This window comes from Sphingopyxis fribergensis, assembly GCF_000803645.1.
GTDB classification, from domain to species: Bacteria; Pseudomonadota; Alphaproteobacteria; order Sphingomonadales; family Sphingomonadaceae; genus Sphingopyxis; species Sphingopyxis fribergensis.
Window position 1 is genome coordinate 230,604 of the sequence record NZ_CP009122.1, and the last position, 20,951, is coordinate 251,554.

Below are 20,951 nucleotides of genomic sequence, written 5' to 3' on the forward strand. Positions count from 1 at the left end.
CGTCGTGTTCCAATCAGGCTGCGAGGCGCTGGCGCCGCTTCATTTCATAGGCATCGGCAGCTTCACGCACCCAGGCGCCATCTTCCCATGCCTTGCGTCGTGCCTCGATCCGCTCCCTGGCGCAGGGACCTTCACCACGAACGACGGCAAAGAACTCCTCCCATTCGATGGCGCCGAAATCATAACCGCCGCGCGCCTCGTTCCAGCGTAGGTCGGGATCCGGGATCGTAAGACCAAGCAATTCCGCTTGCGGCACGGTTGCGTCGACGAATTTCTGGCGCAACTCATCATTGGTGTCGCGCTTGATACGCCAGCGCATCGATTGTTCGGAATTGGGCGACTGGTCGTCAGGCGGACCGAACATCATCAGGGCAGGCCACCACCAGCGGTCCAGCGCATCCTGTGCCATGCGGCGCTGCGCCGACGTGCCGGCCGCCAACGTCATCATGATTTCATATCCCTGGCGCTGGTGGAAGCTCTCCTCCTTGCACACCCGTACCATGGCCCGTGCATAGGGGCCGTAGGAGGTCCGCTGGAGGGGCACCTGGTTCATGATGGCCGCACCGTCCACCAGCCAGCCGATCGCGCCGATGTCAGCCCAGGTCGGGGTCGGATAGTTGAAGATCGTGCTGTACTTGGCTTTGCCCGCATGTAGTGCATCGATCATCTCGGCGCGGCTCGCCCCGAGTGTCTCGGCGGCCGAATAGAGATAGAGACCGTGGCCACCTTCGTCCTGCACCTTGGCGAGGAGGATGGCTTTGCGGCGGAGGGAAGGTGCGCGGGTGATCCAGTTACCTTCAGGAAGCATGCCGACGATTTCGCTGTGGGCGTGTTGCGAGATCTGCCGGATCAGCGTCCGGCGGTAAGCTTCGGGCATCCAGTCCTTGGGCTCGATGAATTCGTCCGCGGCGACGCGCGCCTCGAACGCCGCGACAAGATCAGCCGGCTCGACGCTGCGGACCCCAGGGTCGGCCTTTTGCAATTCGGTCGTGTACATGGCTCAAAATCTCCTCGAACATGGTGATATTATTAATCGACCGCTCGGTCAACTAATAACTGCGATCAAGGTTGCGCGAGCAGCATGGCGATGCCCTGTCCGACCCCGATGCACATCGTGCATAGTGCGTAACGCGCGCCCCTATCCGCCATTTCGATGGCCGCCGACTGCGCAAGACGCGCGCCCGACATGCCCAGTGGATGCCCAAGAGCAATCGCACCGCCATTTGCATTCACATGGTCCGCGTTGTCGGGAAGGCCGAGTTGGCGCAGGACAGCGAGGCCTTGCGAAGCGAATGCCTCGTTGAGCTCGATGACGTCGATGTCCTTGAGTGCGACACCGATCCGCTCGAGAAGTCGCTGTGTAGCCGGTGCAGGCCCGATCCCCATGATCCGGGGCGGGACGCCGGCGACGGCCATGCCAACGATCCGCGCGATCGGATTAAGGTTATATTTCTCGACACTGGCCTGCGATGCGATCAGCAGGGCTGCAGCGCCGTCATTAACGCCGCTGGCATTGCCCGCGGTGACACTACCGTCAGGGCGAACGATCGGCCTGAGTTTCGCGAGCGCTTCCATGCTGGTTGCGCGTGGATGCTCGTCGCGGTCGACGACGATCGGATCGCCCTTCTTCTGCGGGATGGTGACGGGCACGATCTCGCGCGCGAGGCGGCCGTTCTCCTGAGCCCGCGCCGCGCGCGCCTGACTTTCTACGGCGAAGCGATCCTGATCCTCGCGCGAGATCTGGAAGTCGTCCGCGACGTTCTGGGCGGTCTCCGGCATCGAATCGACGCCATATTGCGCCTTCATCAGTGGGTTGACGAAGCGCCAGCCGATGGTCGTGTCGAATATCTGTGCTTCGCGCGCAAAGGCGCTTTGCGCCTTTCCGGTCACGAACGGAGCGCGCGTCATGCTCTCGACGCCACCCGCAACGATCAGATCCGCATCACCCGACCGGATCGCGCGGGCGGCGTAAGCCACCGCATCCAGGCCCGACCCGCACAGTCGATTGAGCGTGGTGCCGGGGGCGCCCTCGCCAAGGCCGGCAAGTAGGGCGGCCATTCTGGCAACGTCGCGATTGTCCTCGCCCGCCTGGTTGGCACAGCCGAGCACGACATCGTCGATGCCGTTCCAGTCGATCTGGGGATGGCGTTCCTTGAGCGCGCGAATTGGAATGGCGGCCAAGTCGTCCGCGCGCACTTGCGCCAATGCTCCGCCATAGCGTCCGATTGGCGTCCGGGCGGCGTCACAGATAAATGCTTCAGGCATCTGATTGAAGTCCTTCGATTACAGGCCTGCCGAGCGATCGGCTCAGGCCTTGCATGGTAGCGACGACACGGCCGTCCTCGCCAAATACAGTGATTGCGTAGCTGCCTGTCCTTCCACGCACGGCCAACTCGCGTGCTTCCGCCACCAGCCGTTCCCCTGGGTGGCCGGCGTCTATGAACGCAATCGCACAGCTCTGAGCGACGGCAGCGACGTTGCGGGAGTTGCAGGCGTAGGCAAATGCCGAGTCGGCAAGCGCGAAGATCATCCCGCCATGAGCAGTGCCATGGCCGTTCGTCATTGCCGACGTCAGTCGCATCGACACGCGGCTCATTCCTGCATCCGCCGCTTCCAGGGTCAGGGCCCACGCGGTCCCGGTTCCCTCTTTCGACAGCAGGTCAATGGCGACCCGCCAGGCGAGATGCTCGCTGGGAGACCGGGAGAGATTTCTGTGGTTCAACATCATTCCACCTTAGCCGCACGATTAGGACTTGCCAATAATAGTTCGACCGGTCATTCTGCGAATTAAGGGCAGCATGTCCGCCGGAGGATGCATGGCATATCAAACGATAGTTTTCGAAGCGCAGGACGGCGTTGCGCGACTCACGCTGAACCGGCCCGACCGCCTCAACAGCTTCACGGTACAGATGCACGAGGAGGTTGCCGAAGCGCTCGGTCGCGTGGCCGGCGACTCATCAATCCGTGCGCTTTTGCTCACGGGTGCGGGTAGGGGGTTTTGCGCCGGGCAGGATCTGGGCGACCGTGCGGTTGCACCGGGCGCCGAGCCGGTTGACCTCGGAGACTCGGTGGAGCGCTATTATGCGCCCTTGATCCGCAGTCTTACGTCGCTGCCGATGCCGGTCATCTGTGCTGTGAACGGCGTCGCGGCGGGGGCAGGAGCCAATATCGCACTTGCCTGTGACATCGTTCTTGCCGCTCGCAGTGCGAAATTTATCCAGTCTTTCGCCAATATTGGCCTCATCCCGGATTCCGGCGGGACATGGGTGTTGCCACGTTTGATCGGACAAGCGCGAGCGCTCGGCTTAGCGCTGACAGGTGATCCCTTGCCTGCGGAACAGGCGGAAGCCTGGGGCCTCATCTGGCGCTGTGTCGATGATGACGTCCTTGCCGGTGAAGCTGCCGCTCTGGCGTCGCGTTTTGCGAACGGGCCCACTTCCGGGCTCGCCGCGACCAAGCAGGCCTTGCGGGAATCCTCATTGAAGTCACTCGACGCTGCGCTCGACAACGAACGCGATCTCATGCGCAGGCTCGGTCGAAGTGCCGACTATGCAGAGGGCGTTGCCGCCTTCTCGGCGAAACGCAAGCCAGCATTTACGGGCCGTTGACGGCCAAGAAGGAGTTCATCTCATGGCCGTTCGTGCCGTTCAAAGTTACACCGAAGGACATTGGTACACCAGTTCGGGCGGCCGTGAGGCCGTTGCGTCGGCGGTCACCGGTGAGATCATCGCCGAGATTGGCAGTGATGGGATCGATTTCGGCGCGATGTTGCGCTTCGCACGAGCGACCGGCGGACCGGCGCTGCGCGCGATGACCTTTCACGAGCGCGCGTTGATGCTCAAGGCGCTGGCGCAAGCCGTCATGGCGCGAAAGGAGGAACTTTACGAGCTTTCCTACCCCAGCGGTGCAACGCGTTCGGACAGTTGGATCGACATTGAGGGCGGAGCGGGAACGCTCTTCGCCTATGCATCGAAGGGGCGGCGCGAACTGCCCAACGAGCGGCTATTGATCGACGGCGACACCGAATTGCTGGGCCGTGCCGGCACCTTTGTCGGGCAGCATGTCTACACGTCGTTGCAGGGCGTCGCCGTTCACATCAACGCTTTCAATTTTCCGATCTGGGGAATGCTCGAAAAACTCGGGCCCACCCTGCTCGCGGGCGTGCCGGCCGTCGTCAAACCCGCTCAGTCAACCGGCTACATCGCCGAGGCCGCTTTCCGGATCATGATCGAATCCGGCGTACTCCCGGCAGGTGCGCTGCAACTTGTGTCGGGCAAGACGGGAGATCTTTTCGATCATCTGACTGCCCAGGATGTCGTGGCCTTCACCGGCTCTGCTCGCACAGCCATGCTGTTGCAAAACCATCCGGTCATTGCGCGCGAATCGGTTCGGTTCACGGCGGAACGCGACTCGCTCAATGCGTCAATTCTCGGGCCGGATGCGACGCCCGACACGCCCGAGTTCGATCTGTTCGTCAAGGAAGTGGCGAAGGAGATGACGGTGAAGGCCGGGCAGAAATGCACTGCCATTCGCCGCGCGCTCGTGCCTGCCAACCTGATCAACGCCGCGCAGGAGGCGCTGTCGGCCCGTCTCGCCAAGATCAAGGTCGGTGACCCGCGCGACGAAAGCGTGCGCATGGGAGCACTTGCCAGTCGCAGCCAGTTGTTGGACGTCCGTTCAAGGATCACCGAGCTCGCAAAGGTAGCGCCGATCGTCTTCGGAAGCCCGGACGATGTTCCTCTTACGGGCGAAGGCCTAAGCGGAGGCGCTTTCATGTCGCCCATCCTGCTGCGGACCGACACGCCATGGAAGGCGACGGCAATCCACGAGGTCGAGGCCTTCGGTCCGGTATCGACGCTAATGCCCTATGACGGCATCGATGATGCAATTGCGCTCGCGAACCGCGGCATGGGGTCACTCGCGCTATCGGTCGTGACACACGACCCGGACGTTGCGCGTGACGTGATCCTCACAGGCGGCGCCTGGCATGGTCGCATCCTCTTCCTCGACCGCGACTGCGCCAAGGAGTCGACGGGTCATGGCTCGCCACTGCCGGTCCTCATTCATGGCGGGCCGGGTCGCGCTGGCGGCGGCGAGGAAATGGGAGGTATCCGCGGCGTGAAACATTATATGCAGCGCACCGCGCTGCAGGGTGGTCCAGCATTACTGTCAAAGGCCGTGCATCAGCAGTTGCCGGGCGCCCCGACTGCCGAAGGCGACCGCCATCCCTTCCGACTGACATTCGGGGAAATTGAACCCGGCTACGGCATCCGTACCGCGGCAAGGACCGTTACACTCGAAGACATTGAGCATTTCGCGCACTTCACCGGCGACACATTCTATGCGCATATGGACGAAGAAGCGGCGTCAAAGAGTCCGATCTTCGGCGGCCGCGTAGCCCATGGCTATCTGATCCTGTCGTTCGCTGCCGGCCTGTTCGTCGATCCCGCGCCCGGACCAGTGCTCGCCAATTACGGTCTTGAAGGACTGCGCTTCGTCAAGCCTTTGAAGCCAGGAGACAGCATGAAGGCGGTCCTGACCGCTAAATCGAAGTCCCTCAAGACTCCGGAAATGGGCGAAGTTCGCTGGCATGTCGATGTCAGCAACCAGGACGATGAGCTTGTTGCCACCTATGATCTGCTGACGATGAACGCGGTCTGAGAGCCGGGAAAGAGGAGAGGAAAATGGCTACCGCGCTTGCACTTGAACCCATTGAGACAGCTTCGGTCGACGAACTTCGCGCGCTTCAGCTCGAGCGGCTTCGTTGGTCCATACGTCACGCCTATGAAGGCAATCCCCGCTATCGTGCGAAGTTCGATGCGGCGGGCGTACACCCGGATGACCTTCGAACGCTTGCGGACCTGGCCCGCTTTCCGTTTACGACGAAGGCCGATCTGCGAGACGCCTATCCGTTCGGCTTCTTCGCCGTCCCGCAAGAGAAACTTTCGCGCATCCACGCATCGTCGGGAACTACCGGAAGGCCCACCGTCGTCGGCTATACCAGGAAGGATATCGAAACCTGGTCAGGTGTGGTCGCACGATCCATCCACGCGGCGGGCGGGCGCCCGGGAATGAAGGTCCATATCGCCTATGGCTATGGCCTCTTCACCGGCGGCCTTGGCGCCCATTATGGTGCAGAGGCGCTCGGATGCGCGGTCATTCCGATGTCTGGGGGGCAAACCGAAAAGCAGGTCCAATTGATCGGCGACTTCCGGCCCGAACTGATCATGGTCACGCCCAGCTATATGCTGTCGATACTCGACGAATTCCGGCGACAGGGCATCGATCCGGCCACCACCTCGCTCACGACAGGCATCTTCGGCGCAGAACCGTGGACAGAAGCCATGCGCGCCGAGATCGAACAGGCATTCAACATCAGCGCCGTCGACATCTACGGCCTCTCGGAAATCATGGGCCCCGGTGTGGCGCAGGAATGCGCTGAATCCAAGGACGGGCCGACCATCTGGGAAGATCATTTCTACCCTGAGATCATCGATCCTGTGACCGGCGAGGTCGTGCCCGAGGGCGAGGAGGGCGAGCTTGTGTTCACCTCGCTCACCAAGGAAGCAATGCCTGTCATTCGCTACCGTACCCGCGATCTGACCAGACTACTGCCGGGTACGTCACGGACCATGCGTCGCATGGCAAAGATCACTGGCCGCTCGGACGACATGATGATCATTCGTGGGGTGAATGTCTTTCCGACCCAGATTGAGGAACATATCCTCGGCTGCACTGCGCTCGCGCCGCATTATCTGATCGAGATCACGCGCCCGAGCCGGATGGATCAGGTGAAACTGCTTGTCGAAGGGCGGGCGGGCATCGGCGACAACGAATGCGTGCGTGATGGCAAGCGGCTCGCCGAACGGATCAAGACCATGATCGGCATCACGGTCGCGGTCGATATCCAACCGGCAGGTTCGCTCGTGCGATCCGGTGGCAAGGCTACACGGGTGCTCGACTTGCGGCCCAAGGCGTAATTTCCCCAGGAGAATCCGGACCATGCATAAGCTGATGGCGCTCTATAAAATTCCGGCCGATGAGACGGCTTTCTTCGCCCACTATAATTCCGTCCATCTGCCGTTGGTCGAGAAGATACCGGGGCTGTTGAAGACCGAAGTCACGCGGATTGACCGCACATTGATGGGCGAGGAGGGCAATTTTCTCCTGGCTGAGCTTTATTTCGCTGATACGGACAGCTTCAAAACCGCCATGAAAAGCGATGAAAATGTCGCAGTTGGCGCCGACGCGGTGGCCTTTGCGCCTGGCATTTTGACGGTCATGACCGGTCACACCCTGGGCGATTGAACGGACCATGCCCATCCATCAGGAAATCGTCGGCAGGATCCTTCTGCTCAGAGTCGACAATCCCCCGGTCAATGCCTTGTCCAGGGTCGAGCGCCGCGGCCTGATCGATGGGATTGTGCGCGGGGCCGATGAGGATATCGATGCAGTCGTCATCATCGGTACCGGCGCGAGCTTCATCGCAGGCGCGGACATCCGGGAGTTCGGCCAGCCGCCCGAGCCGCCACATCTTCCCGAAGTCGTCGAGGCGATCGAGGCTTCTACAAAGCCGGTCGTTGCGGCGATCGCCGGTCAGGCGCTCGGAGGCGGGCTGGAAGTCGCCCTAGCATGCCACTATCGGCTGGCAAGCGCAGACGCCAGGCTCGGACTTCCTGAAACGACCCTGGGTCTCATTCCTGGCGCGGGCGGGACGCAACGCTTGCCCCGTCTTGTCGATCCCCTTGTCGCCGCAGACATGGTTGCCACCGGTAAGCCGCGCAATGCGACAAGCGCGCTGCAGATCGGGCTGATCGACTGGATCGCCGAAAGGCCGCTCGAGATCGAAGCTGTGGAGCGGGCTCGAGATGTCGCCAGGCAGTCGCTCGACGGGCGACGTCTGTCTGAAGGGAATGTCGCGACATCGACCGCCACAATTGAAGCGCTCGCCCACCTGAAGGCGGACACGGTCAGAAAATCGCGGGGCGCACTCGCTCCCGGCATCGCCATAGACCTCATCCGTTTGGCGCTACAAAGTCCCTATGATGCCGGTGTGGCCGAGGAACGGGCCCGTTTTCTTGAATTACGATCGAGCCCGCAAGCCGCCGCCCTGCGGCACATCTTCTTTGCGGAACGGGAAGCCGCGAAAGGACAGGGCGGGGCCGCGCGCAGTGTTGCACGCGTCGGCGTCATAGGCGCGGGCACGATGGGCGCGGGGATCGCGATGAGCGTGGCGGACGCAGGCTTTCCGGTCACCCTCATCGAACAAAATGAAGCGGCGCTTGCCGCCGGGCTCGATCGTATCGCGCGAGCCTATGGCGATGGGGTCGCGCGAAAAAGACTGACCAGCGAGGTAGCGGCCGAGCGCCGTGCCAATATCACCGGCGCAACCGATTATGAGGCGTTGGCGCAAGCGGATCTCATTATCGAGGCCGCCTTCGAAACCATGGAGGTCAAGGATTCGATCTTCAGGCGTCTTGACGCCGTCGCGCGGCCCGAGGCGATCCTGGCGACGAACACCTCCTATCTCGACATCGACGCAATCGCGGCCGTAACCGACCGACCCGGCCAGGTGGTGGGGCTCCATTATTTCAGCCCGGCCAATGTCATGAAGCTCCTGGAGATCGTGCGCGGGCGCAAAACCGATCCGGCGGTGCTGGCGACCGCGCTCGCTTTCGCCCGCCGAACCGGCAAGATACCGGTCGTCGCTGGCGTTTGCCACGGTTTCATCGGCAACCGGATGCTGCGTGCCTACAACCGGGAGGCGGGGCTATTGTTGCTCGAAGGCGCGACACCCTCGCGGGTCGACAAGGCTTTGACGGACTTCGGCATGGCCATGGGACCCTTTGCCGTGGCGGACCTCTCCGGGATCGACATCGGTCACAAGGGACGGATGGTCATGGAACCGGGATCCTATGAGCCTGCTGCTTTCCGCGTCCACGACACGCTGGTTTCGCGTGGATTTCACGGTCGCAAGACTGGCGCTGGTTTTTATCTCTATTGTGACGGGAAGGTCGAGGGCGACAACCCCGAAGTGGCAGACATCGTGGCGGCGGCGCGCGAGAATTTTGGCGTCGAAGCTCGAAACATCGATACCCACGAAATCGTGGAGCGGTGCATCTTTGCGGCTGCCGCCGAAGGACTGCAGATCGTGAAAGAAGGGATCGCGGCGCGGCCAGGCGACGTCGATGTGGTTTTCGTGAACGGCTATGGCTTCCCTCGCCACCGCGGAGGACCGATCTTCCATCTGAACCAGGCCGGCGATGTCGGTGTCGCGGCGCTTCGTGGCTATGCGCAAGGCCCCTTCGGCCGCTGGTGGCCATCTGCCGATCCGCATGACAGCAACGTCGAGATGCACCCTCGAGGCCAATCAACACAAGATGCCGCTTAAGGAGAGACGACATGGCAACGGCGCAATCCTACGTAACCCCGCTCAGCGCGGTCTCCACTTTCATCGGGCATGATCACGGGCTCTTCATCGATGGCGACTGGCGCGCTGCGAAGGGTACCGAACGACTTGACGTCTTCGATCCCTCGACCGGAGAACCCATCGCGAGCGTCGCCAATGCGTCGCCCGACGATGTCGATCATGCCGTGCGCGCTGCCCACAAGGCGTTCGAGAGCGGCGTCTGGAGCGGCATTGCCCCCGCCGAGAGGGAACGCCTGCTCCTCAAGTTTGCCGATCTGGTCGAAGCCAATGCGGAGGAACTGGCGCAGATCGAAACGCTCAACCAGGGCAAGTCGATCAACATCTCGCGTTTCGTCGATGTCGGTGGCGCACCGGCTTACATGCGTTACGTCGCTGGCCTCACGACGAAGATCACCGGGGAAACGTTCGACGTCTCGATCGGCGCGATTCCAGGTGCACGTTTCACGGCCTCGACGCGCCGCGAACCTATCGGCGTCGTGGGCGCGATCGCACCGTGGAACTTCCCGATGATGATCGGGCTGTGGAAAATCATGCCGGCGCTTGCAGCTGGCTGCACCGTCGTCCTTAAGCCATCGGAAGTCACGCCGCTTACGAGCTTGCGGCTTGCGAGTCTGGCGAAGGAGGCGGGGCTTCCCGCGGGTGTTCTCAACGTGATCACCGGTGACGGCAAGGCAGGCAAAGCGCTGGTCGATCATCCGCTCGTGGCGAAGATCACGTTCACCGGTTCGACCGCAACCGGCAAGGCGATCGCGCGATCTGCATCGGACCGGCTTTTGCGCACCTCGCTCGAACTTGGCGGCAAGAACCCCGCCATCTTCCTTGCCGACGCGCCCATCGAACAGGCGGTCCAGGGTGCAATCCTCGGCGGCTTTTTCAACAACGGTCAGGTCTGCGCGGCCTCCTCGCGGCTCTATATCGCGCGCGCCATCTATGATCCCTTCATCAAGGCTCTTGCCCACGCGGTCGATGGTATGACCATGGGCCCAGGGCTGGACACGGCCGCGCAGATCAATCCCGTGGTTTCATTACAGCACCGCGCGAAGATTCTGGACCATATAGCGCGCGCGCGTCAGGATGGCGCCCAGATTGTCGCGGGAGGTGAAAGTCCCGACCGCGCTGGCTACTATGTCCGGCCGACCGTTGTAGTCGGCGCGGGAGCGCAGCTTGCCATATCCCGGCAGGAGGTCTTCGGGCCGCTGGTCACCGTCACCCCCTTCGACGATGAGGACGAAGCGATCAACCTTGCCAATGATACCGAAATGGGCCTGACGGCCTCGTTGTGGACTAACGATCTCAAGAAAACGATGGACCTCGTACCCCGGATCAAGGCCGGCACGGTCTGGGTCAATTGCCACAACTTGATCGATCCCAATATGCCGTTTGGAGGCTACAAGGAATCCGGGATCGGCCGCGACTTCGGCATCCATTCGCTGGACGGCTATAGCGAGGTAAAGTCCGTGTGCATCGCGCACTAAGCATCAGCGGTCGGCTTGACCGCCGTTGGTCTCGGTCCCCCTAGCTACGGACGGAAAGGATCGACGGACCGGAGCGCGGTCGCGGGGCTGGCTCGCGACCGCGGTGGCAATGTGGTCGATGAAACTGCGTGCACGTCGCGACAGGAAGCGGGTCTGCGGATAGATCACCGTTACCGTTATCGGGGGCAGATAATAATCCGGCAGGAGACGCCTGATCTTCTTGTCGCGGACGTCATCGTCGATCAGCCAGGATGGTACAATGGCTATCCCGTCGCCCGCCACCGCAGCCTGATAGGCGGCCTCGTCACTGTTGGTACACAGACGACCCGATAGTTGCACGACCTGTCGGCCATTTTCCGAATCGAACTCCAGACGGCCGCTTGCGTTTCGGGTGGAACGCACGATCTCATGGGCCTCCAAATCGATCGCGCTCTCAGGCGCGCCGTGGGCTGCGAGATAGGCCGGAGAGGCCACGACCGCCCATTCAAATACGCGAATGGTTCGGGTAATCAAGGATCCTTCCGTCGGCGCGGCCGTGGTAATAGCAAGCTCCAAGCCTTCCGCGACAATGTCCTTAACATTGTCGCTCAGCACCGCATCGAGGCTGATCAAAGGATGGGCAGCCATGAACGAGCGCACCAGAGGGAAGAGGAGGGTGCGGCCGAGCGATTCGGGCAACGCCAGCCGCAAAAGTCCGGCGGCCTCGGGTTGCTGGCCTTTGACGAGAGCGTGGGCGGTCTCAACGGAATCAAGCATATGTTGCACATGTTCGTAGATTCGGGAGGCCTCCGGTGTCGGACTGATACGCCGTGTGGTTCTCGTAAACAGTTGAACACCAAGGCTATTTTCCAGGCCTGCAACATGTTTGCTGACCGTGGACTGGGAGATTCCGAGCTGTCGTCCGGCTGCGGAGAAACTTCCCAATTCCATCAGACGGGCGAACGCGGCGTAAGCTTCGATGCGATCAGTCATTTATTCTCTTTCGCATATATCATAGTGGATTTGCGTCATTTACGCCTGACCGCTCGGTCGATAAATAGAAAAGAAAAGCTTCACCCCAGGAAAGCTTCACTCCAGGAAAGGATGAATGGCATGAGCAAAAAGATCGGAATTATCGGCGCGGGCACCGCGGGCCTTAAACTGGGCTTGCACCTTCTCAAGAACGGTGTCGAGGTTAAGCTGTTCACCGATCGTCGCCCGGAAGAATATGCCGGCATGCGATTGCTCAACACGGTGGCGCACCATCATGTGACCGTAGAGCGCGAAGACAAGCTGGGCGTGAACCACTGGCCGGATGTCGGCTACAAGGGGCATTATTATTACATCGGCACCCCCGAGCCGCTTCAATTCTATGGCGACCTCGTCGCACCGAGTCGTGCGGTCGATTACCGCATCTATCAACCCCAGCTCATGCAGGACTTCATCGATCGTGGCGGCGACATCGAATATGGGCAGATCGCACACGAAGACCTCGATGCGATTGCCGACGAATTCGATCTCCTCGTGGTTTGCACCGGCAAGGGTCCGTTTGGACAAATGTTCACCCACGAGCCTGCCTACTCGCCGTTCGATCGGCCGCAGCGCGCTCTCTGCGTCGGCCTGTTCAAAGGCATCCGCGAGCCCGAAACCCGTGCGCTGACGATGTATTTCTCGCCCGGCCACGGCGAGATGATCGAGATCCCGACACTCTCCTTCAACGGCATGGTCAACGCGCTCGTGATCGAGAACCATATCGGTGGTGATCTCGAAATTCTCGCCAAGACCAAATATGATGACGACCCCAAGGCCTTCATCGCGCTTCTCCTCGAGAAGCTACAGAAGCACTATCCAACCTGCTACGAGCGCATTGACCTCGAGGAGTTCGATCTGGCCAATGGCCCGCTCGACATTCTGCAGGGTGGCGTTACGCCGACTGTCCGCAACAGCTATGCCAAGCTGCCGAACGGCAAGATCGCCGTGGCGCTGGGCGATGTGCAGGCCGTCGTCGACCCGGTCCTGGGGCAGGGGGCAAACATGGCCTCTTACGCGGCGATCATACTGGGCGAAGAGATTGTCGCCAATGACGTGCTCGACGAGCGCTTCATGGAAAAGGTCGACGCCCGCCGTCGCGACCGCGTGCTGAGCGCCACGCGCTGGACCAACTACATGCTTTCGTCGCTCGCGACCCTCGATCCCAATCTTCTCCAGTTCATTGGGGCTGTCAGTCAGAATCCGAAACTGGCCGACGAGTTCACGGAGAACTTCAATTTCCCGGAGAAGCAGTGGGACTGTTTTTCGAGCCCGGAGCGCGTGCAGGCGTGGATCCAGGCCCGGCTCGGCACGCCCGCCAACGATGCCGAAGAACTTGTCGCCGCAGAATGAGTGATGGGTTGCCCCCCTTTGGGGGGGCAATCTCACCGAAGTGAGAGGATAAATCGATGGTTCCCGACCAAATGTTTAAGCAGGCGCTGTCCCGGTTGGCTGCGGGCGTGAGCATCGTGTCGACCGCGCACAACGGTGAGCGTCGCGGCGTCACTGCCACCGCCGTCTGTTCCGTCTCCGCTGCGCCGCCGACCATCCTGGTCTGCGTCAACACCGCGACCGGTACCTGCCAGATGATCAAGGAAGCGGGTCATTTCGCCGTCAACCTCCTCGCCGAGCACCATCAGCCTGTTGCTGAAGTCTTCGCCGGGAGGGGGGGGCTGCAGGGCGATGAGCGCTTCGGCCACGGCGACTGGATCCGAGGGGAGGAGCGGGGCTTGCCGATCCTGTCGAGCGCCCTCGCAGCCCTGGAATGTCGCGTCGATCAGGCCGTCGAAGCCGGCACGCATATCGTCTTCTTCGGTATCATCGAAAGTGCCTATTTCGACGAGAATCCACCGCTCATCTTTCATGGCGGCAGGTTCCACGTACTGCCGATGGCGAACGCGGCCTGATCTAATCGCATAACAATGCATAACAATAATGAGGAGAGATGTAATGAGGAGAGATGTTATGGCAACTCTGGCGGCACAGCCCGCGGCTGGTGGGGTGGACGCTGCGCCCGACGTAGAGCGCGAACGCGCGGCACTGCGCAAGATGATGATCGGCAATGGCGTATTGATGATCTTCGCAGCCCTGGTCGGAGGCCTCGGCCTCTGGATGTATCTCATCGGCGGTTTCATTCCGATCTTCCCCGGCTTTCATTGGGATTTCCAGCTTCCCGGCACTGCTGAAGGTTGGGCGCGCGCGCACACTGGACCCGTGCTGAACGGTCTTATGGTGATCACCGTCGCCTTTTGCCTTCCCCTGCTATCGTTCACGCCTAAATGGGCGCGAATCTGGGGCCTCATCGTCGTACTCGACGGCTGGTCGAACACCGGCTTCTACTTCTTTGGCAACTTCGCACCCAATCGCGGGCTCAACTTCACGGCGAACCGTTTTGGCGAGGCGAACATCTTCAGTTTCTTGGCTCTGGCGCCGGCCTATCTCTTCGGTGTTCTCGTCATGATCGCACTGTTTGCAATCGGGATACAGGCGTTGCGGGACGCGCGCCACTGAGCCTCGCCGACGGATTTCAAGTCAATCACAAGAGCGCCCGTCAACCGAGCGCCATAGGGAGGATGTATGAAGAAGCAACTGACCATTTTCGGGGTTGTCGCCGCAAGTCTCTCGCTTGCGAACCCGGTTCGGGCTGCTGATGGCGATGCGCCAACGTTCAAGCACTGGTTCGTTCGGGCCGGCCCAGCCGAGGTCATCTATGATGAGGGCGCGAAAATCCGGCTCGGTGGCCAAATAGTGCCTGGCGCAAGCGTGACCGCCAAAAACAACTTCACCGGCGAGATCGAGGCGGGTTACTATTTCAATCCCAATGTCTCGGTTTCACTGACAGTCGGGGCGCCCCCGACGGCCACTCTGGTCGGTACGGGCCCGCTTGCCGGTGTCAAGCTTGGCAAGATCACATACGGGCCCGCAGTGGCAGCCATTCAGTATCACGTGACGGATTTCGGCCCTCGCTTCATCCCTTATATCGGGGCCGGCGTAAACTATACGATCGTGCTCAGTGAGAAGGATGGAGCAGTCCAAAACTTGCGCGTCAAGAGCTCTGTCGGCGTTACCTTCCAGGCAGGGGCGGAAAGCATGATCAATGATCGCTTCGGCCTGTTCATCGACGCCAAGAAGATTGTGCTCGATACGACGGCCCGCGGTAATGTCGGCGGTGTGCCTGCCGATGCGAAGATCAAGATCAATCCGCTGATAGTGACTGGCGGTATCAGCTTTCACTTCTGAGTGCCTCGCCTCGGGCCGAGTACACGGCCTTCCGTAAAAATAGCCCGAGGCAGCATGGAATGACGTCGATCACATGTCTCAGGTGTCGCAACCGAGCATCGCCGGCCTTGGGAACCCATCCCGCCGTCAATGATGACGAGGACGCTTCACGCAGATCACCCGCCTTGTTCTTTGCTTGAGCGCGGTGCTTGTGGTTCTACTCGCATACGCGGCAATCCGCGAAGCTGCGGCTCGACTTGGAAATCTGCGGATGCCAATGCCAGGTCGCTGAAGCCGAGGCTCGCGACCAGGTCGAAGCGCAATTGCGCCATATCCAGAAGATGGAAAGGGTGGGCCAGCTTACCGGCGATTTCGCGCATGACTTCAACAACATGTTGGCGATCGTTATCGGTTCGCTCGACTTGCGTCGGCGGCGAAGGTCCGGAGCGGGCGACGACAAGGCACTGCGCTACGGCGACGATGCGCGGGAGCGCGCCCAAACCGCCGCGATGCTAACCGCGCGGCTCCTCGCTTTCGCACCCAGCAGCCACTCGAAAAGGTTTTTGATCCCAATCGCCTCGTCTGTAGCATGTCCGAGCAAATCCATCGAACGGTGAGCGAGACGATGCGAATCGAAATGGTACTGGCGGCAGGTGCGTGGCGGAGCTGCGCCGATGCGCCCCAGCTTGAGACGCCATCCTCAACCCCGCCGTCAATGCGGTCGACGCAATTCCATCGGGTAGCAACTCCTGCGCTTACTTGGCCAGGTCGACAACCGTCGGCGTGGTTATCGCCGGGGGCTCGATGGCATTGATGCGGATATTCATATTGGCATTTGCGCCCGCAGCGGTCTTGGTTAGCCCGACCGCAGTATGCTTGGCGGCGCCATAAGTCCCGACATTCGGCGTGCCGAACAACGCCGCTTCCTATTCTGTGTTGAAGATCACGCCGCCGCCATGCGCTTTCATATGCTGGATAGCGTATTTCATGCACAGCCAGACGCCTTTCGCATCGACCGCTATGATGCGCTCGAAGTCCTTTTCCTTGATGTCGGCGATGACGACCCTGGCGTACTCGCGCGCATAGGCCGCGGCGGTGGCACGCGCGATGCCGGCTGGCCCCGGTGACAAAACCTGCTTTACCGTCAAAGGGCCATAGTCGCGGTCCTTTCGATGAGAGTCCGCCGTCAACCGATCGAGTGCCTTGCGAGGATTTGTTTCGCCGCAAGCATACAGGTCATTTGACCCGCTCCCGATCGATGGCGCTCCACAATTCCCACCTTGTGGCATTGACCTGCCAGCATCTCATGTTTAATCAACGCATGATGATTTAAGGCAAGAATCGGAGTTGCAGACGTGCCGCCGTTCGATCTCACATTTTCTACGGGACCGGATGAAGTGCCGGTTCTCATGTCTCTTGAAGCCTCGGACGAGGGGCATGCCAGGAAGGTCGCATCGAATGCCATCGCGGAAGCTTTAGGACGCCCCGGGATGCTTGTGCTTCTTGAACCAAGTGGCCGGTTTACGGCTGGTGTGGGTTTCTGGTCTCGGAGCGGTCACTATGTGCTGAGTGCTCATCGGGCGCCCACTTCAACCGACGCTGCCAAATGAGTTGGTTTCCGTTGCTTGACGCTTGCAAGGGCGCGGAATGTGCCTTCGGTAGTCGCTTTGAAGAGTTGAAACAGGCAATATTGACGACCTATCGGACTTATGATGCCCGTGCTAACGATCGCCTCGATTTAGAATGCGCGCTCTTCATTCTCTGGAGCATCGAGATCGGCCTCCTCAATGCACCGACAAGGTGGTTCGATCGCCATAGAGCGGAAAGGCGATTTGCCAAACTTCTGCGCCGTGGCCTTCGCGAGCAGGGCATAGAATTTGCCGGGCGGCAAATGGATGAGGTATACAGGGCCCGATTCCGAGATGCGTTGCGCACCATCCGGAACATCTATGTCGAATGGGACAGAAGCGGATCGCTTAAACCTCCGCTAACAGTGCGCACGACCAAGCTATTCATTAGCTACACGACTGATATTTCTTATCCTCTTTCGTCCCAAGCGCGCACAGATATGCATCATAGCTTGCACGCTGTTCTAAATGATGGGTGTCGCGCATGTGTCCTTTCAATGCTGCAGCCTGCGGGATAGCGCATACTGTATAAGATATTGATGGATTGCGCCAACCGCCACTATGGGCAGCGGGGTGGCTGTCTGCGGCTCTTGATAGCTATCAGACGAAATTGGCGCTCCATGCAGTTCTTATAGCCTCCATGAGATCTTTTGATCTGAACGGATTTTTGGGCCTGTGTCCGATCATGAGAGGAATAGGAGTGGGGCCTTCGACAAGGGGGCGTGTCACGACGCCGTTGAGCAGCAGGCGCGCGGCATATTCCGGCAGGAGTGAGAAGCCACCCACCGAGAGGATGAGTGACAGGGCGGATGCAATATTGGCCGCAGCATGAACCGGGATAAGAGACAGATCCTTCTGCTGAGCCCATGCATCAATGGCTGATCGTAAAGCCGGTGCCGACCTTCGGCCAACAGAGACATATATTTCGTCAATCAGGTCGGCGTAGTCCAATTGCGCTTTTGCAGCGAGAGGATGGTCCTCGCGGAGGAAGACCATGACGTGATGATAACCGGCAATCTCAAAATGAATATCGGCCGCATCTTCATCCTGACGCATGAACGCCATATCAAGGTTGCCTGTGCGCAGTTCGTCTATGATGCGTGGAGACGATGCGCTCATGACCCGAATATCGGCATCAGCAGAGTAGCCGTTTGCAAGTTCCATCAGTCGGGGCAGGATGGATAGTTCAAGCCCAGGCAGCACACCGAGGCGAAGGATGGCGGGCGTATTTTTTGCTGCTGCCGCTGCATCCTCGACCTGTTTGAGAATGCGGCGGCCATGTTCAAGAAAGACCTGGCCAGCATCGGTCAGAACGATGCCACGCGATCGTCGATCGAAGAGCCGGATACCAAGCTCATCCTCCAGTTCGAGAAGCTGTCGGCTGAGCGAAGGCTGCGATGTATGAAGCAGGGACCGCGCCGCTCCGCTCACGCTCCCTGCGTCCGCAACGGCCACAAAATACCGGATATGACGAAGCTCCATCCATGCCTCCTGAGCATGGCTAGTAGAGCTACCAAGTCTTGGTAAGTCTGGCAACTGCGACCTATCTCCTCCTTGCAATCAAGGCCCGAGCTCGAAGGCAAGCTTTCGGGCTCGTCGGGAAACAACGCGCCGCTCTACGCCCAATCCGATGGAGCGTGTGCAATTTCATGTGGAGCAGATAGGTGAACATACCTCAGAAAATCGGCATTGTTGGATGCGGAGTCATAGGCGCCAGCTGGGCAGCCTATTATCTTGCACGCGGCTTCGATGTGGGCGCTACCGATCCTGCTCCTGGCGCCGAACAAAAGTTGCGGGAACTTGTCGCCCAGTACTGGCCCGCCCTGATCAAAATTGGCTTGGCGCCAGGCGCCTCCATGAATCGTCTGACGTTTGATCCCGATCCTGCCAAAGCGCTTTCGGGCGCCGGTTTCGTACAGGAAAATGGCCCCGAGCGGGTCGATATCAAAAGGATCCTCCTTGCCGAGATTTCGGCCGCCGTGGCGGATGATGTGATCATCGCCACCTCATCATCAGGCATCCTGATCTCGGAAATCCAGGGAGGCGCAAGCCATCCCGAACGCGTGGTGCTTGGCCACCCGTTCAATCCGCCGCATCTCATCCCGCTGGTCGAAGTTGTCGGCGGCAATGACACCACGCCCGAAGTTATCGAGCGCACGCTCGCCTTCTACAGGGACATCGGCAAGAAGCCCATCCACATTCGCCGCGAAGTGAAGGGCCATGTGGCCAATCGCCTTCAGGCGGCCCTCTGGCGAGAAGCCTTCTATCTTGTGGATCAGGGCATTGCTTCGGTTTCCGACGTCGATACGGCGATCGCCCATGGACCGGGCCTGCGCTGGGCACTGCTGGGGCCGTTCCTCAATCTCCACCTCTCTGGTGGCAGCGGCGGCATCGGACATGTCATCGATCATCTCGGCCCCCCGATTCAAACCTGGTGGCACGATCTGGGCGATCTTTCCTTCACTCCGCAAGTAAGGGCGCAGGCCGTTGCAGGCGTGGAAGAGGAATTGAGCGGCCACACGCTGTCAGCCCTGCAGGATGAGCGCGACGAGGTACTTATCCGCCTGCTGTCGCTTAAGGCTCAAGCCCCCGAGCTGCCCTGAACCAGCAATCAACTTTTGGATAGGAATGATGTGATGAGCAATATCATCGAAGCTCGCATCAAGACGGCGCTGGCGGAACCGCTGACGTCCGACGACAGGATCGATCCGGCAAAGGAGCTACAGGAAGTCCTTTCCTCGGTCGGCCTGGGTTCGCACGATGCCGACGGTACTATCAGCTTCATTGGCAAGGACCCGGTGATTTCCAGCCCGTGGCCGCTCGCTACCATGGCGGGTGTATCGCTGATGGCGAAGGCGGTGGCCTTTGCCGGCATATGGAAGACGCGGACCGGCGAGGGGCAGGATTTGTCTGTAGATCTGCGGCGAGTCCTCCACCGTCTCTGCCCCTTCTACGATAAGAAATGGGAGATGCTGAACGGATATGCCCCAGGTACGCCGTCCGATCCCACCAATCCATTCATGCCCAGTCACATGTATCAGACACGCGACGGGCGCTGGATCCAGTTGCTCAACATCTACCCCCGGACCAAATCGGCGGCGCTGGCCCTGCTGGGTTGCAATGATAGCGTCAGCGCCATCTCCGCCGCGGTGCGCGGATATGATGGGCTCGATCTCGAACAGCGCTTTAACGAAGCGGGCTTGCAGGCGACGCTCGTGCGAACCGTGGAGGAATTCGTGGCGACCGAGCAGTTCGGCTATCTCAAGGACATGCCGCTCGTCGAAATCACGAAGATCGGTGACAGCGATCCCGTTCCGTTTACCGCCGATCCCAAGACGCCGCTCGACGGTATTCGCGCGCTCGGCCTCGGCCGGGTGATCGCGGGCGCCGGGCTCGGGCGCGCGCTTGCCTATCATGGGGCGGATGTTCTCAATATCTGGGGGCCGAACGACTTCGAGATGGATCTGACCTATTACACGGCCAATGTCGGCATGCGGTCGGCCACCATGGATCTGAAGCGCGCCGACGAGCTGGCGCGTTTCAAGGCGCTGGCGCAGGACGCCGACATCATGTTCTCCAACCGCCGCCCCGGCTTCCTTGGTCGCTACAACCTGACGGCAGAGCAGATGGCGGAACTCAATCCGGGACTGATCCACGTCGATATGTCGCTCTACGGCTGGCATGGGCCCTGGGCGGACCGCATCGGCTTCGACCAGAATGCCGGCGGTGTCAGCGGCGTCTTCGCCCGCGAAGGTACGCCCGAGCGTCCGCAACTGACCGAGATCTTCGTCGTCAACGACTATGCCATGTCCTGGATTTCGAGCGTCGCCGTGGCGGCTGCGCTTCAGCGGCGCGCAGTCGAAGGTGGCAGCTATCGCATCCGCATTTCGCTGGCGCGCCTGTCGATCTGGCTACTGAAGATGGGCATATTCGATAAGTCCTATGCGGCCTCGATCGCGGGCACGCCCGGCGACCACGAGTATCTGGCGCCCGAAATGTTCGAAGCCAATACACCTTGCGGGCACTACCAGGGCGTTACCGATCAGGTGCAGATGTCCCGTACGCCGGGCTTCTACGCCACGCCGCTTGTGCCCCGCGGATCGAATAAGCCGGAATGGCTTCCCCGCCGCTAAGGGGGACTCCGATGGTTCTGGGCCCCGCAATCCGGGCCCGATTTTCCCTCGCCAGGCG

The 20,951-nt window shown here is 60.6% G+C and carries 20 protein-coding genes; 12 read left to right on the forward strand and 8 right to left on the reverse strand.

Annotated elements, in window-relative coordinates; translation table 11 throughout:
* Window positions 1-13: 13 nt before the first annotated feature.
* From paaA to paaI, 3 genes are all read right to left on the reverse strand, one after another.
* Window positions 14-997, reverse strand: coding sequence for a 1,2-phenylacetyl-CoA epoxidase subunit PaaA (gene paaA, locus SKP52_RS01000; RefSeq protein ID WP_039570697.1), 984 nt, complete (start codon window positions 995-997; stop codon window positions 14-16).
* A 65-nt stretch (window positions 998-1,062) separates the two neighbouring features.
* The gene (pcaF, locus tag SKP52_RS01005) at window positions 1,063-2,265 is read right to left on the reverse strand and encodes a 3-oxoadipyl-CoA thiolase (protein ID WP_039570700.1); all 1,203 of its coding nucleotides are present in this window, start codon (window positions 2,263-2,265) and stop codon (window positions 1,063-1,065) included.
* A complete protein-coding gene (gene paaI, locus SKP52_RS01010; RefSeq protein ID WP_228383772.1) occupies window positions 2,258-2,728 on the reverse strand; it encodes a hydroxyphenylacetyl-CoA thioesterase PaaI in 471 nt (156 codons plus the stop codon). Before paaI ends, pcaF begins: the two co-directional genes overlap by 8 nt.
* Window positions 2,729-2,816: 88 nt before the next feature.
* Here paaI and paaG point away from each other — a divergent pair, with 88 nt between their 5' ends.
* Genes paaG through SKP52_RS01040 form a run of 6 tightly spaced genes read left to right on the forward strand, consistent with a single transcriptional unit; the run spans window position 2,817 to window position 10,905 of the window.
* A complete protein-coding gene (paaG, locus tag SKP52_RS01015; protein WP_039570702.1) occupies window positions 2,817-3,608 on the forward strand; it encodes a 2-(1,2-epoxy-1,2-dihydrophenyl)acetyl-CoA isomerase PaaG in 792 nt (263 codons plus the stop codon).
* Between the two features lie 22 nt (window positions 3,609-3,630).
* Window positions 3,631-5,661 (forward strand): phenylacetic acid degradation bifunctional protein PaaZ, encoded by a 2,031-nt coding sequence (gene paaZ, locus SKP52_RS01020; RefSeq protein ID WP_039570705.1) that lies wholly within the window; start codon window positions 3,631-3,633, stop codon window positions 5,659-5,661.
* Window positions 5,662-5,684: 23 nt separating this feature from the next.
* A complete protein-coding gene (gene paaK, locus SKP52_RS01025; protein ID WP_039570708.1) occupies window positions 5,685-6,980 on the forward strand; it encodes a phenylacetate--CoA ligase PaaK in 1,296 nt (431 codons plus the stop codon).
* A 22-nt stretch (window positions 6,981-7,002) separates the two neighbouring features.
* Window positions 7,003-7,308: an EthD family reductase gene (locus SKP52_RS01030; RefSeq protein WP_039570711.1), complete on the forward strand. Its 306-nt coding sequence runs from the start codon at window positions 7,003-7,005 to the stop codon at window positions 7,306-7,308.
* A gap of 7 nt (window positions 7,309-7,315) precedes the next feature.
* Window positions 7,316-9,391, forward strand: coding sequence for a 3-hydroxyacyl-CoA dehydrogenase NAD-binding domain-containing protein (locus tag SKP52_RS01035; RefSeq protein WP_052207693.1), 2,076 nt, complete (start codon window positions 7,316-7,318; stop codon window positions 9,389-9,391).
* Between the two features lie 11 nt (window positions 9,392-9,402).
* Entirely contained in the window at window positions 9,403-10,905 is a 1,503-nt protein-coding gene (locus tag SKP52_RS01040) for an aldehyde dehydrogenase family protein (protein WP_039570714.1), read from the forward strand.
* A gap of 3 nt (window positions 10,906-10,908) precedes the next feature.
* Here the strand turns inward: SKP52_RS01040 and SKP52_RS01045 are convergent, their stop codons facing one another.
* Window positions 10,909-11,877: a LysR family transcriptional regulator gene (locus SKP52_RS01045; RefSeq protein WP_052207694.1), complete on the reverse strand. Its 969-nt coding sequence runs from the start codon at window positions 11,875-11,877 to the stop codon at window positions 10,909-10,911.
* A gap of 24 nt (window positions 11,878-11,901) precedes the next feature.
* Here SKP52_RS01045 and styA point away from each other — a divergent pair, with 24 nt between their 5' ends.
* The 4 genes from styA to SKP52_RS01065 all read left to right on the forward strand — a co-directional run bounded on the left by styA (window position 11,902) and on the right by SKP52_RS01065 (window position 15,153).
* Window positions 11,902-13,266: a styrene monooxygenase subunit StyA gene (styA, locus tag SKP52_RS01050; protein ID WP_228383773.1), complete on the forward strand. Its 1,365-nt coding sequence runs from the start codon at window positions 11,902-11,904 to the stop codon at window positions 13,264-13,266.
* 56 nt (window positions 13,267-13,322) lie between these two features.
* A complete protein-coding gene (locus SKP52_RS01055; RefSeq protein WP_039570716.1) occupies window positions 13,323-13,820 on the forward strand; it encodes a flavin reductase family protein in 498 nt (165 codons plus the stop codon).
* A gap of 58 nt (window positions 13,821-13,878) precedes the next feature.
* Window positions 13,879-14,424 (forward strand): styrene-oxide isomerase StyC, encoded by a 546-nt coding sequence (gene styC / locus SKP52_RS01060; protein WP_228383774.1) that lies wholly within the window; start codon window positions 13,879-13,881, stop codon window positions 14,422-14,424.
* A gap of 66 nt (window positions 14,425-14,490) precedes the next feature.
* Window positions 14,491-15,153, forward strand: coding sequence for an OmpW/AlkL family protein (locus tag SKP52_RS01065; RefSeq protein ID WP_052207695.1), 663 nt, complete (start codon window positions 14,491-14,493; stop codon window positions 15,151-15,153).
* A 155-nt stretch (window positions 15,154-15,308) separates the two neighbouring features.
* Here the strand turns inward: SKP52_RS01065 and SKP52_RS26825 are convergent, their stop codons facing one another.
* The 4 genes from SKP52_RS26825 to SKP52_RS01080 form a co-directional block, all read right to left on the reverse strand.
* Window positions 15,309-15,512 carry a hypothetical protein gene (locus SKP52_RS26825; RefSeq protein WP_148308974.1) on the reverse strand — a complete coding sequence of 68 codons (204 nt, stop codon included), beginning with the start codon at window positions 15,510-15,512 and terminating at the stop codon, window positions 15,309-15,311.
* Window positions 15,513-15,887: 375 nt separating this feature from the next.
* Entirely contained in the window at window positions 15,888-16,049 is a 162-nt protein-coding gene (locus SKP52_RS25085; RefSeq protein ID WP_081997142.1) for an SDR family oxidoreductase, read from the reverse strand.
* Window positions 16,050-16,058: 9 nt separating this feature from the next.
* Entirely contained in the window at window positions 16,059-16,280 is a 222-nt protein-coding gene (locus SKP52_RS24385; RefSeq protein WP_052207696.1) for a hypothetical protein, read from the reverse strand.
* 1,080 nt (window positions 16,281-17,360) lie between these two features.
* A complete protein-coding gene (locus SKP52_RS01080; protein ID WP_052207697.1) occupies window positions 17,361-18,242 on the reverse strand; it encodes a LysR substrate-binding domain-containing protein in 882 nt (293 codons plus the stop codon).
* 182 nt (window positions 18,243-18,424) lie between these two features.
* On the opposite strand from SKP52_RS01080, the gene SKP52_RS01085 reads away from it, so the two are divergent.
* On the forward strand, window positions 18,425-19,363 hold the full coding sequence (locus SKP52_RS01085) for a 3-hydroxyacyl-CoA dehydrogenase NAD-binding domain-containing protein (protein WP_039570720.1): 939 nt from the start codon (window positions 18,425-18,427) through the stop codon (window positions 19,361-19,363).
* A 33-nt stretch (window positions 19,364-19,396) separates the two neighbouring features.
* Window positions 19,397-20,893 (forward strand): CoA transferase, encoded by a 1,497-nt coding sequence (locus tag SKP52_RS01090; protein ID WP_039570722.1) that lies wholly within the window; start codon window positions 19,397-19,399, stop codon window positions 20,891-20,893.
* Window positions 20,894-20,951 lie beyond the last annotated feature (58 nt).